Origin of the sequence: Comamonas sp. Z3, from assembly GCF_008121565.1 — a bacterium.
Lineage (GTDB): Bacteria > Pseudomonadota > Gammaproteobacteria > Burkholderiales > Burkholderiaceae_C > Comamonas > Comamonas brasiliensis.
Window position 1 is genome coordinate 401,950 of record NZ_VOQU01000002.1, and the last position, 12,570, is coordinate 414,519.

Annotated in this window: 8 protein-coding genes, 1 tRNA gene and 1 pseudogene; 3 read left to right on the plus strand and 7 right to left on the minus strand. The window is 60.1% G+C overall.

Annotation, left to right across the window (positions count from 1 at the left end):
• Positions 1–900, minus strand: a complete 900-nt coding sequence (locus FSY59_RS06535) for an NAD kinase (protein ID WP_003058424.1) — start codon at positions 898–900, stop codon at positions 1–3.
• A gap of 29 nt (positions 901–929) precedes the next feature.
• Between FSY59_RS06535 and hrcA the strand changes: the two genes are divergently transcribed.
• From hrcA to FSY59_RS06550, 3 genes and pseudogenes are all read left to right on the plus strand, one after another.
• The gene (gene hrcA, locus FSY59_RS06540; RefSeq protein WP_003058393.1) at positions 930–1,937 is read left to right on the plus strand and encodes a heat-inducible transcriptional repressor HrcA; all 1,008 of its coding nucleotides are present in this window, start codon (positions 930–932) and stop codon (positions 1,935–1,937) included.
• Between the two features lie 52 nt (positions 1,938–1,989).
• Positions 1,990–2,066, plus strand: a tRNA-Ile gene (locus FSY59_RS06545).
• A 132-nt stretch (positions 2,067–2,198) separates the two neighbouring features.
• A pseudogene (locus FSY59_RS06550) lies at positions 2,199–2,832 on the plus strand (IS5/IS1182 family transposase).
• Positions 2,833–3,089: 257 nt separating this feature from the next.
• On the opposite strand, the gene FSY59_RS06555 reads toward FSY59_RS06550, so the two are convergent.
• The 6 genes from FSY59_RS06555 to FSY59_RS06580 form a co-directional block, all read right to left on the minus strand.
• Positions 3,090–3,698 (minus strand): ion channel, encoded by a 609-nt coding sequence (locus FSY59_RS06555; RefSeq protein WP_232536079.1) that lies wholly within the window; start codon positions 3,696–3,698, stop codon positions 3,090–3,092.
• A gap of 1,863 nt (positions 3,699–5,561) precedes the next feature.
• Positions 5,562–6,203, minus strand: coding sequence for a response regulator transcription factor (locus FSY59_RS06560; RefSeq protein WP_003058337.1), 642 nt, complete (start codon positions 6,201–6,203; stop codon positions 5,562–5,564).
• Complete coding sequence (locus FSY59_RS06565; protein ID WP_148728688.1) at positions 6,200–7,273, minus strand: sensor histidine kinase; 1,074 nt, start codon at positions 7,271–7,273, stop codon at positions 6,200–6,202. The genes FSY59_RS06560 and FSY59_RS06565 overlap by 4 nt, the downstream gene beginning before the upstream one ends.
• A 144-nt stretch (positions 7,274–7,417) precedes the next feature.
• Positions 7,418–8,146, minus strand: a complete 729-nt coding sequence (locus tag FSY59_RS06570; RefSeq protein WP_029158589.1) for an MgtC/SapB family protein — start codon at positions 8,144–8,146, stop codon at positions 7,418–7,420.
• A gap of 201 nt (positions 8,147–8,347) precedes the next feature.
• Positions 8,348–11,134, minus strand: a complete 2,787-nt coding sequence (gene mgtA / locus FSY59_RS06575; RefSeq protein WP_148728689.1) for a magnesium-translocating P-type ATPase — start codon at positions 11,132–11,134, stop codon at positions 8,348–8,350.
• A gap of 28 nt (positions 11,135–11,162) precedes the next feature.
• On the minus strand, positions 11,163–12,557 hold the full coding sequence (locus tag FSY59_RS06580) for a TolC family protein (protein ID WP_148728690.1): 1,395 nt from the start codon (positions 12,555–12,557) through the stop codon (positions 11,163–11,165).
• Positions 12,558–12,570 lie beyond the last annotated feature (13 nt).

Genomic DNA, 12,570 nt, shown 5'->3' on the forward strand with positions numbered 1-12,570 from the left:
TCAGACGCCTCCCTCGTTCCAGCCCAGCTTTTTGCGCAGGGTGTCGAAGTAATTCCAGCCCTTGGGGTGCAGAAAGTGCACGCTGTGATCGGCGCGGGTCACCAGGATGCGGTCGCCATGCTGCAGCGATTTCAGGGACTGCATGTCAAAGTTCGCGCTGGCATCGCCACGCCCGCCCACCACCTCGATAGTCACCTCCTGGGCGTCCGAGAGCACGATGGGGCGGTTGGAGAGGTTGTGCGGCGCGATGGGCACCATCACCCAGGCCGGAATCGAGGGGTGCAGCATGGGGCCGCCGGCCGAGAGCGCATAGGCGGTAGAGCCCGTGGGGGTGGCCACGATCAAGCCATCGGCGCGCTGGTTGGAGACAAAGCTGCCGCCGACCTCGATGCGCAGCTCCACCATGCCCGAGGTCGAGCCACGGTTGACCACCACGTCATTCATGGCCTGGGCTTCAAACACGCACTGGCCGTCGCGCATTACGCGAGCATTCATCAGCGTGCGTTCGTCTTCCTCGTACTCACCTTGCAGGATGGGCGTGATGGAGGCTTCGAATTCATCCAGGGCGATGTCGGTGACAAACCCGAGGCGCCCCTGGTTGATGCCGACCAGCGGCGTGCCATAGCGCGCCAGATGGCGGCACACGCCCAGCATGGTACCGTCGCCGCCCACGACCAGGCCGAGGTCGCAATGCTTGCCCAGACCGTCCACGTCCATGCTCGGGTAATCGGGCAGGCCCGCATAGATGGCCGACTGGGTATCCAGAATCACCTCACAACCCATGCTGCGCACATAACCGGCAATCCGTTGCAGTGCTTCGCTGGCTGCATCGGACGGAACCCCTGCTGCCGGTGTGTGGTACTTGCCGATCAGGGCAATATGGTGGAACGTGGATGTCATCTGGGAAATTACATCATTAAAATGAAATCATGCTCGACGAACGTGCCAAGTTATTGCTCAAAGCGCTGATCGAGCGTTACATCGCTGACGGTCAACCAGTCGGCTCGCGCACTCTTTCACGTGCATCCGGGCTTGAATTGTCGCCTGCCACCATACGCAACGTGATGGCCGACCTGGAAGAGATGGGCCTGATCATCAGCCCTCACACATCGGCAGGCCGCGTGCCGACAGCCAGGGGATACCGCCTGTTTGTCGACACCATGCTGACCGTGGACCGCTCCGATCTTGTAACGCCCGGCCTGATGCCCGAACAGCCGCAGAAGGTGATCGCCAATGCGGCCAACCTGCTGTCCAACCTCTCCCAGTTTGTGGGCGTGGTCATGGTGCCGCGTCGCAGCTCCGTCTTCAAGCATATCGAGTTCGTGCGTCTGTCCGAGCGGCGCTTCCTGGTCATCATCGTCTCGCCCGAGGGCGATGTGCAAAACCGCGTGATCTTCACCGATGTGGATTACGAGTCCTCGCAACTGATAGAAGCCTCGAATTTCCTCAATCACCATTACGCCGGCTTGACAATGGAGGAGGTGCGCACGCGCCTGCAGACCGAAGTGGAGCAGTTGCGTGGTCAGGTGGCCAGCCTCATGCAGGCGGCGGTGAATGTCGGCGCCGAGGTCATGAGCCACCACGATCGCGAGGATGTGGTGATCGCCGGCGAGCGCAATCTGCTGTCCGTGAGCGATTTTTCCAGCGACATGGGAAATCTGCGCCGTGCTTTTGACCTGTTCGAGCAGAAAACGCAGATTCTCAGGCTGCTGGATTTCTCCAATCAGGCCGATGGCGTGCGCATCTATATCGGTGGCGAGAGCCAGACCGTTCCTTTCGAAGATCTATCCGTAGTGAGTGCTCCCTATGAGCTCGACGGCAAGGTGGTAGGCACTTTGGGAGTGATAGGCCCCACGCGCATGCACTATGACAAGATGATCCAGATTGTAGATATCACATCCAAACTGGTGAGCAATGCTCTGAGTCACAAGCGTTAGGCCCTACAATGGCAGAGTTTTTCTGATGGCGGCCATGGCTGTTGTCGGTGTTGGGGCGTTAGCTCAGTTGGTTAGAGCAGAGGACTCATAATCCTTTGGTCGTCGGTTCAAGTCCGCCACGCCCTACCAATGAATTCAACGGGTTACGAGCAATCGTAGCCCGTTTTTGTTGAGGCTCGTCAACCAAGTGTCAACCAGCACAAAGGGTTGAGCTTCACGACTTCTGGCTAGCACCGCTTCGCCAGAAGCCCCAGGGCCGTGATGCTCGCGGCCCCCATGGCAGCCGACCCGTCAGCACCGACTGTGGCGACAGCTGCAGCCCCTCATCCCTGCCTTCGTGCCTTCTGCCCAAGTCGGTGCGCGCAAGCTCGCAGTCAGCGATGAAGCTGCCCTCAACGGCCTCTTGTTCCTGCTTCGAGCCGGTGCTCCATGGCAAGACTTTCCCCCAATCCCTTGGATACGCAGCGGCAGGAGCGCCGCAGATGCCTTGGAGCATTGATACCGGCCATGCGGACCCGCTTGCCTGAACAGGAGCAGATCGATTGGAGCCCGGCCAGCATTGATGGCTCCTCGGCACCCAGCCCCCGGTAGACCAGTAGACAGCCACCACTCCAAGATGTTCGAGAAGTGCGTGGACGCGATTGCTGCGATTGCAGGCCTGCCAGGACGAGCTCGTAGAAGGCCCGCCAGGCTGCAGGTCGATTCAAGCGATGCCGAGCTCACCTGAGACCAGGGTGCATCGTCAGCCGCATTGCCAGACGGTGGTTGGAGGCGGCGAGCGGCTGGGCAAGCACCGCTGCGTGGTGGAGTGGACGACGGCTGGATATCCACCCGGGGTTGCTGAAATGGGCGGCAGCAGATCATCTGCGCACGCTTCGTGGATCGGTGGGGTTAGCCACTCTTTGTCTATGCAGTGCCGCCCGTTTGTCGTCGACCAGGTTCGTCGCACTGCGCCAGGCGGACTAGCTTTGGTGCGCCAGAATGCCAAAATTGGTGCTTGCGCGAATGCAACTGTGTCACCAACAGTAGCGAGTGGTCATCTGGAATTTCGGTAAGCGTACGTCGGGCGCTCGCACAGCGGGCGTTGAGCCAGTGCCGGCACCTGCAGCCACACAAGATGCTCAAGAAAAGGCCGCGACTGCTGCTCTATCTCTATCGGCTTTGATTCATCCGCTGCACGAGGGAGGTGATGTAGACCGTGAAGATTGGGAAGATCGTCATTCCACAGGTCGCCAGCAGCGCAGTGCAGACTTTGCCCAGCGTTGTCTCGGGAACGATGTTCGAGCCTACGGTGGTGACCGTCATGGAAGCCCACCACAGCGCGTCATAGTAGGTCTTTACCAAGGGGTTCACTCCGTTTTCAAAAACAAAAAAGATCAGCGTCTGGAAGTAAACCACAGAGAAAAAACTCACCAGGTACGCGACAAAGAGCCCCGTGATCTTGTTGGCGACCACCATTTTGACGAGTACCACCAGCGCAGCTCCTCCACGCATGATGGGCAGAAACTTCAGCACATACAGCACTTCCGCCGAGAACGACAGTGAAAACAGCTGGATCAGGCTCAGATAAGGAATCGACAGCAGCACCAGCAGAAAGTGGCGCAAGAGAAAACGCATCTTTTTGGGTGCCAACAGCATCAGCAAAAAGAAATCGATCAGAAAGTACAGACAGACCCACAGCTGGATGCGTTCATAGACTGTGCCCTCTACAAAGACCTGGGCGGAGAACGCCTCCAGTGAAATGCTGACGATCAGCAGCAACGCTGCGCACATGCTTAGAACGCTCAACACGTGAGCAAACGTGAAACGCCAGCCGCTCTCAGGTGATACGGGGAGTACTTTCGATTCTGAAACTGAAGATGTCACCACATCAGACCTTGATAACGGAAAACCCAAACATCGGTGCAGCCATGAACTTGGTAAATGTTACGGCTTGAAAGCTACCCGGCATCCTGGGGCCGGTATCGGGTCGTCCCGAGCTGCAGTGGTTTCGCTCAATGCCTGTTGGAGGCCTTCGGTTCTTGCAAACGACGGCACACCCAAGCCAGTTCCCACATCGTCATCATCACTCGCAGCTTCCAGTGCTCCGAGGAACGTTTCGACTGTAGCCAAGCACGGTTTGACTTGGCAAGCCCAAGCTGGCAGTTATTTCACAGGCGACTCAAACAGGACGCTGGCTTGCAGATATGCACACTCGGAAGGTCAGAAGGCGGATCCCCGGGAAACTCCATGGTGCAGCCCGACCGAGGCGCGCCATGATCGTCCAGAGAGAGTGTTGCGTGCGCACTGCGGATTGCTTTTGTCTTGCCGGGCTGCGAGCTTGCGGCCAAGACTTGCTGGGCAGACACCATGGTGCGCAGCGAGACTGACCGGGGCGCAGACTGATGCGTACCCTGCCTGCGCCAGTGCCCGATATGCCTTGTGCAACTGGATGACCCATTCCGTGACCAGTAGCTTGCTCGCACGCTCCACCTCACAAGACACCAGAGCCGCAAGCGGGCCGCGCTGGCGATGTGCACCAGTTCCTGTGCCGCATCGTGGCTTTGCGACACAGTCTGCAATCCTTGGTCGGCTGAGAACGAGTCGCCAAGTGCATCCACAGCCTCATAGACCAGATGATTGACAGACGGGATCAGGGCTGGTGCGGGGACCTTGGTCGGTGCAGAACTACACAGGCCTTCGAAAAGATCGGACGTACCCCAGCTACTGCCTCAAGTACAAAGTAAACGAACTCTGCGGGGATATTGATATCCATCTCGACTTCTGACCAGAACAGCACAACGAACGCAACAGCCATTCAGAACCTGAATAGTGCGGTATCGGTGGGCGCCCAGGAACATCACGGAATACACACGGCAGGAGTGTCGTGGTGAATTTGTTAGCACAGAAGCGCACATAAAACTCAAGTTGGTGTTTTTTGTGTCGTTAACAAATGTGAAGAGACTTTTCTTCAAACGTTTCCTGAAAGTGGAGTAGCTATGAAAATCTGTCTATCAGTACTTGCTGTTGCGCTTCAAATGTGTGTTCCTTCTGTGACACAAGCAGCCACTGGAACCATCAAATTGGTCGGCTCGATTGTGGTGGCCCCGCACTGTCAAGCCTCCAGCCTTGGCGCAGGGCCGTTGATCAGTTGCACCAAACCTGCAAGCAAGTCTTTGCCTGACACCCCAAACATAGTCAGGACAAGCGTGACCGAAATACGTTCATTGGCGGCCGCTGAGAAAGGGACCAAGCATCAGCTTCGTCTTTTGACAGTTGAATATCTGTAGTCAAGCCAATTCGTTCAGACATGGACTGCCCCTAGGCAGGTAGTCCATGAGCTGGAACCGCATCGGTTTGCAGGGGCAGTGAGAGAGGGAGCGGGTAGATTCATTGACGCTGTCAGAGGTCCCTGCCTTGCTGGCGCAGCGCTGGTGGCGTTCAGTTATTTCCACGAAATCGCTTGCTGCCTGATTTGAAAATGAGGCTCTCCCAGAGCTTGCGAACGCAGCAGAGCTTGCCTGCAGAGTTGATTTGTTCCAAAACCTGCTCGGGTTTGATGTGCCGCAGCAAGCGAGCAATTCGTTTGTCCTGCACCCAGGTGGTCGCTGAACCTGCAAACCGCCTGCGGGCACCGAAGGCGGTTCATGGGAGAGCCAATCTATCAACCACCCGAACCAGCTCTGCCAGGGTCCTGACCTGTAGCTTGCGCATCGCCTGGGCGCGGCGCACTTTGATGGTGATCTCGCTCACGCCCAATTCGGCAGCGACTTGCTTGTTCAGCAGCCCGGCGGTTACTCTGCGCACGACATCCTGCTCACCGGCGGTAAGACTGTCCCATTGCGCCTGCAGCGATTGCCTGCTCAGGGTTTGGGCTTGGCGGCAGCGTCCCAGCGCAATTCCCTGATGTATCGCATCCAGCAGCTCCTGCTCACGGAATGGCTTGGTCAGAAACTCGATGGCACCGCTCTTCATGGCTTGCACGCTCATGGGGATGTCGCCATGACCGGTGACAAAGATCACCGGCAGCCCTATGCCAAGGTCTTGCATCTGTCGCTGAAATTCCAAGCCGCTTTGGCCCGGCATGCGGATGTCCAGGACCAAGCATGCGGGGCGCTCCTGAGGGATGCGGTGCCAGTGTGCGATGAACTCGGCGGTAGAGCTAAAGCCCAGGACGTCCAACCCGACGGAGGCGAGCAGATCTTCAATGGCGGTGCGTACCGAGCTGTCGTCGTCCACTACATAGACCATGGCGGTGGGTTTAGGGGTAGAGGGGATGCTGCTCATGGTCGGGAGCCCGTTGTTGCGGGCAGGCTGATATGAAACTGCGTGCCAGGCAGACCATCGTCTCGAGGTTCTGCCCAGATGCGGCCCCCATGGGCCTCGATCATATTGCGGCTGATGGTAAGCCCCAGTCCCATGCCATCTGATTTGGTGGTCCAGAAGGCATCGAATAAATGAGCCTGGACGGCGGGCGACAGACCGCTGCCACAGTCGGTGACCGTCAACTGCAGCTGTTGCTCGTCCAGGCGGCGTGCAGTGATGGTGATTTCAGCTTGCCGGTGTTCGGCCGTTATGGCCTCGATGGCGTTGAGCAGCAGATTGCCCACCACCTGCTGAATCTGGATGCGGTCGGCCCATGCCTCGGGCAGGTTGGGGGCAAATTCCCAGCGCAATCCAATGCCGCGTTTTTCCAGCACGCCCTGCGACAGCTGCGCCATTTCGCGTACCGCATCTTCCAGCACAAAGCGCTGTCGCTGTGGGGCTTCGCCACCCGCCAAGCCGCGGATACGGGTGATGACATTGCTGGCGCGCTCGGCGTCGGCCTGAATTCGCAGCAGTGCTTGGTTGGCCTTCTCCAGCTGGGGAGGCTGTTGGCCCAGCCAGCGTTGGCCGGCCTGGCTGCTCGTGACAATGGCCGCCAGCGGCTGGTTGACTTCATGCGCAATGGAGGCCGTCAGTTCCCCCAGGCTGGTGGTCCGCGCAATGTGCAGCAACCGGGTCTGGGCCGCATGGGCTGCGGCCTGGGCTGCCACCATCTTCAGTCCCAGGTAGGCGGTGATGGCAATGGCGAGAACGCTGATCCCGGAGTTGACCAGTCCCACCCGGTACATCCCCGTGGGTGTGAGAACAAAGCTGACTACGGTCAGCACAATGCACAGCACTGTCAGCACCACCACGGTACGTGGAGTGAACCAGCGCACGGCCATCAGGATGACGGCGGTGTAGAAAACGGCTGCGGCTACCGCATATTCCGTCATGGTGTCGGCCACAAAAATGGCTGTCATGACCATTCCCAGCACCAAGGCGATCAGGCTGCGACGCAGCGACAGGGATTGGGGCAGTTGCGACATCATCAAGACAGTCAATGTGACAAGGCAAAAATGGCCGGGATACCTATATGGTAGATGAGTGGTCGGCAGCGCTTGTTTGCGCCATCGCATCGGTTAAGGGGGGAGCGTAAAAATGCAGCCAGCTCAGCCAGTGAGTAGGGCTGAAGGTCAATCCTCCGCCCTGGCATTCCAGAAGGCTTGCAGCACCCCATCCTCGGCTTCCAGCCGGGCCATGATCTTGTCGAGCTCGTCGCCTTCGACTGCTGTGGCATAGAGCGTGGCCTCGATTTCGGTATCGCCTTGGCCAAAGGCATGCTGCTCTATGTCTCGTACCGGGTAGCTGGCCTGGTCCAGCCACTGCAGCAATTTCTCGCGGATCTCGGGCTGCTGGGTGTGGCGGCATATCACATAGACCGCGTAGGTGGCTTCGCTCAATTCCTCCTGTATGGGTTGGCGGTTGATGCGATTGACCACGGGACGCAGCAAGGTGTTGGCTGCCAGGACGAACAACGCGGCCAAAATGGCTTCAGGCAGCAACTTGGCTCCCGCGCAGCAGCCCACGGCGGCCGAGCCCCACAGCGTGGCTGCCGTGTTCAGACCTGAGACATTGGCACCTTCTTTCATGATGGCGCCTGCGCCCAGAAAGCCAATGCCGGAGACCACATAGGCAATGACCTGCATGGGGCTGGGGGAGCCTCCATACAGGTCGTGGAAACGCACTGCCAGATCGACAAACACCGCCGCACCCACAGCCACCAGCGTGTTGGTGCGCAGACCGGCCGTGCGCTGGCGGATCTGGCGCTCAAAGCCAATCAGTGCGCCCAGGCTGAAGGCGATGACCAGGCTAGCAAGTGTGCCGAGCGTGGCGGAAATATCGAAGGCGGGCCAGTGGTTCATGAAAATCCTGGAGGAGGTCGAGGCCAAGCGTGGTGCCAGTGTGTGGCAGACGATCACATCGATCACCACCCAACTATGGCACGTCAGCAGCAGAGAGTGCAGAAAGACCGTGGTGTGGCCATCGCGCTGCACCATCCATGAGTTCAGGGCCTGTGCATGCTCAGGTCCTGAGCTCTCGCCGTCAGCGCTCCGGGACCTGGCTTACTGCCAGCCAAATCTGTGGATGTAGTGGCGTTTGACCACGGTGGTCAGCGCAGCGTAACCCAGCAAGATGGCCACCAGAAAAGGCCAGTACAGCGGTGGCAGTGCCTCCATCTTGAAGTAGCCGGCCACAGGCCCCATGGGAATGAACACTCCGATGGCCATGATGGCGGCAGTGGTCAGCAGCAGCGGCCAGGCGGCACGGCTTTCGACAAAGGGAATGCGGGGAGTGCGGATCATGTGCACGATCAGAGTCTGGGTCAGCAAGCCGACCACGAACCACCCAGACTGGAACAGTGTTTGGTGCTCAGGCGTGTTGGCCTGGAAGATCCACCACATCGTGCCAAAACACAGAATGTCGAACAGCGAGCTCAGCGGTCCAAAGCACAGCATGAAGCGCCCTATGTCCTGAGGATTCCAGCGCAGAGGCTGGTGCACCAGCTCGGGGTCCACCTTGTCAAAAGGAATGGCGATCTGCGAGATGTCGTACAGCAGGTTTTGCAGCAAAAGCTGCAGCGGCAGCATGGGCAAGAATGGCAGGAACACCGAGGCCACCAACACCGAGAACACGTTGCCGAAATTGGAGCTGGCCGTCATGCGGATGTACTTCAGCATATTGCAGAAGGTACGTCGACCTTCGATCACACCTTGCTCCAGTACCATCAGGCTTTTTTCCAGCAGGATGATGTCGGCAGCTTCCTTGGCGATGTCCACAGCGCTGTCCACGCTGATGCCTATGTCCGCAGCGCGCAGCGCAGGAGCATCGTTGATGCCGTCGCCCATGAAGCCCACTACCCGGCCCTGGGCGCGTAGCGCAAGGACAATGCGCTCCTTGTGCAACGGGGTGAGACGAGCGAACAGGTGATGCTTTTGGAGGGCGGCAGCTAGCGCGGAGTCGCTCATGCGCTCCAGCTGTGGCCCAGTGACGGGCTGCCCCACATGCAGACCTACCTGTTCGCAGACCCGCGCTGCGACCAGCTCGTTGTCACCGGTGAGCACCTTGACTTCGACGCCATGTTCGGCCAGGGCCTTCAAGGCTGGTGCGGTGGACTCCTTGGGGGGATCGAGAAAGGCGATATAGCCCACCAGGGTGAGCCCGGCTTCGTCAGCCACGCCGTAGTTGCGGCTGGACAGCGGGCTGACGGGCAGATGGCGGCTGGCTACTGCCACCGCGCGCAAGCCCTGTTTGTTCAGCCCTTCGGTCACTGCGCGCACGCGCGCCAGCATGGCGCTGTCCAGCGGCACCGTGGCATCGCCGTTGCGCACCCCGGTACAAACGGCCAGCATTTCCTCTATAGCGCCTTTGCACACCAGCAGCGTACTGCTGAGGTCGTTGTCGGGATGCAGCAGCACCGACATGCGCCGGCGGTCGAAATCGAAGGGTATTTCATCGATCTTCTGCCAGTTTTTTGCAGGTCTGGAGGCAGGGTTCTGGTCCATGTGTTCGACGACGGCGCGGTCCAGCAGGTTCTTCAGCCCGGTCTGGTGGTAGCTGTTGAGCCAGGCCAGCTGCAGCGTCTCGCGTGACTCGTTGCCGAACACGTCGGTGTGGCGTTCCAGTGCGATGCGGTCCTGCGTCAGCGTGCCCGTCTTGTCGGTACACAGAACATCCATGGCACCGAAATTCTGGATGGCATCGAGTTGCTTGACGATGACTTTTTGCCGTGACAGCACAACCGCTCCCTTGGCCAGGGTGGAGGTGACGATCATGGGCAGCATCTCCGGTGTCAGGCCCACGGCTACTGACAGTGCAAACAGAAATGCCTCCATCCAGTCGCCCTTGGTGAAGCCGTTGAGCAGCAGTACCAGCGGAGCCATGACCAGGGCAAAGCGGATCAGCAGCCAAGAGACGCTGTTGACCCCGGCCTGGAAGGCGGTGGGGGCGCGGCCCGCGGCAACGGCACGGTGGGCCACCTGTCCGAAATAGGTCTGGTTGCCGGTGGCCACTACCACGGCCGTGGCCACGCCAGAGACCACGTTGGTGCCCATGAACAGCAGATTGGATTGCTCCAGAATGCCGTTGGAGAGGTGCTTGCGAACGGTGAACTTCTCCACCGGCAGGGATTCACCCGTCATTGCCGCCTGGGCCACAAACAGGTCCTTGGCCGTCAGCACGCGGCAGTCGGCGGGCACCATGTCGCCGGCGGACAGCCAGATATGGTCGCCGGGTACCAGCTCGCGCATGGGGACTTCGCGTCGGACAGGGCGGCAGCAGGCATTGATGGGTTCATCAGTGCTGCGCCGGAGCGCTTCGCTGCCCTGAGGTCTCAGGTCACGGCGAATCACCGTGGCGGTGCTGCTCACCATGGCCTTGAGCTGTTCGGCGCTGCGCTGGGAGCGGCCTTCTTGCACAAAACGGATGATGGTGGACAGCAGCACCATGGCAGCAATGATGACGGTGGCCTGGATGTCTTCGGTGGCCCAGGACACGATGGCCAGCAAGGTCAGCAACACATTGAAGGGGTTGCGGTAGCACTGCCACAGGTGCTGCCACCAGGGCAGCGGTTTTTCGTGATCGACCTCGTTGGGTCCGATGCGTTGCAGGCGCTCTGCCGCTTGGCCGTCGCTGAGCCCGGCTTCGCTGGACTGCAAGCGCACCAAGGCGCCTGGAATGTCATCGCAGGCCGCACGCCACAGGGCTCGGGTCAGTTGCTCAGGCACGGGGCTCCGGGCGACGGGCTTGCCGCCAGGTCCGCGCTCGAGGCCCGGCAGCGCGCTGCGGCGGAACAGTCTCAGGTTGTGGCGCCGGCGCAGGAAATGACCGAACCAGAATGTGAAGAAATTCAAAATTCTTTCCTTGGCTGGTTTCAATACCTCACAGAGCGGGCTTTTGTCCCACGCTCAGCTGCAACTCGACCGTGGCGGTCGCCAGGTCCGCTTGGGCCTGCAGATAGTTTTGATAGGCTTCATCGGCCGAGTACTGCGCCGATAACAGCTCCAGCAGCGAGGCCGCGCCCTGGCGATAGGAGAGGCGCATGCCCTCCAGCACTTTCTGTGCATCGGCCAGCACGCCGTTGCGGTAGCGCTGCACGTTCTCGCGGGCAGACATGAAGCGCAGCTGTGCGGCGCGTACCTCGGCCTCGGTCTTGTAGCGGGCATGGTCCAGCTCCAGCATGGCCTGGGTCACTTCGGCTTCGGCCTGGATCAAGGCCCCCTTGTTCAGTCGCGAGAGCGGCAGCGGCACGCTGATCCCAACCTTGAACATGCGCGAGCGCACGGCTGCGTCATAAGGATCTCCATCGCTGCCTAGCCCGGCCGGATGACCGGGCGTGCGCGCTACGCCCACCGACACCGTGGGATTGACCCAGCGCTCTGCCTGGGCCAGATCGACCTTGTCACGGGCGTTGGCCAGCGTGGCTTCGGCGATGCGTATGGCATCGCGGGCGCGCAAGGCCTTTGGCAGCAGGCTTTGCAGGTCATCGCCCTGTGAGAAAGGTGTGAAATCGCAAAACAGGCGTACTTCTTCCTGAGCAGCTCCCAACGCCTCGGCCAGACGGCCACCCAGCGGGACTGACAGCGCCAGCATGGCCGCCTCGACATCGGCGCGGGCCGAGGTCACGTCGGCCGCGAACTGGTTGCGTTCAACACGAGATTGCAGCAACTCCACGCCACCCACATCACCCGCCTTGCGGCGCACTTCGTTGGCTTGCACCACATCGCTGAGAGCCTTCAGTGTCTGCTCCTTGCGCTTGAGCACCTCGCGGCTGCGACAGGCCTCAGCGAAGGCGGTGGCAGCATTGCTGAACAGCGTGTTGCGAAATCCTTCAAGCTCGGCCTGTGTCAGTTGAGCCTGGCTTTTGGCCGCGCGAATGCGGGCATTGCGCTTGCCACCAGTCTCCACTTCCCAGCTCAGGGTGGGCGTAAAGGTTGTGGGGCGGGGCTCACCGGTGTGTATGCGCTCGCGTTCCCATTCAAGGGACAACTCGGGATCGGGACGCAAGCCGGCTATGCCAATCTGGGCCTCGGCGGCAGTGATGGTGGTTTTCTGGGCTTTGAGTTCCAGGCTGTGGGATTCCACGGCCTGCAGGTAGTCGGCAAAGTGCACGGACTGTGGAGGCTGGGCACTGACCGGTGCTGGGGGCGTTGCCGGTTCGCTCGCGGCGAGCGTCGATGGCCCGGCCAGTGTGGCCATGGTGCAGGCCAGGCCAAGGCTGCCCAGAGACAGTCGGAGCGCCTGGGTCAGTGGGGCGTGGATGTAGACAAAACGCATGGGAGACCTCGCT

What these genes read in the sequence shown, in the direction of transcription:
- FSY59_RS06535 (WP_003058424.1), bottom strand. Translation starts at nt 900, where the DNA reads ATGACATCCACGTTCCACCATATTGCCCTGATCGGCAAGTACCACACA.
- hrcA (WP_003058393.1), top strand. Translation starts at nt 930, where the DNA reads ATGCTCGACGAACGTGCCAAGTTATTGCTCAAAGCGCTGATCGAGCGT.
- FSY59_RS06560 (WP_003058337.1), bottom strand. Translation starts at nt 6,203, where the DNA reads ATGAGCAGCATCCCCTCTACCCCTAAACCCACCGCCATGGTCTATGTA.
- FSY59_RS06565 (WP_148728688.1), bottom strand. Translation starts at nt 7,273, where the DNA reads ATGATGTCGCAACTGCCCCAATCCCTGTCGCTGCGTCGCAGCCTGATC.
- FSY59_RS06570 (WP_029158589.1), bottom strand. Translation starts at nt 8,146, where the DNA reads ATGAACCACTGGCCCGCCTTCGATATTTCCGCCACGCTCGGCACACTT.
- FSY59_RS06580 (WP_148728690.1), bottom strand. Translation starts at nt 12,557, where the DNA reads ATGCGTTTTGTCTACATCCACGCCCCACTGACCCAGGCGCTCCGACTG.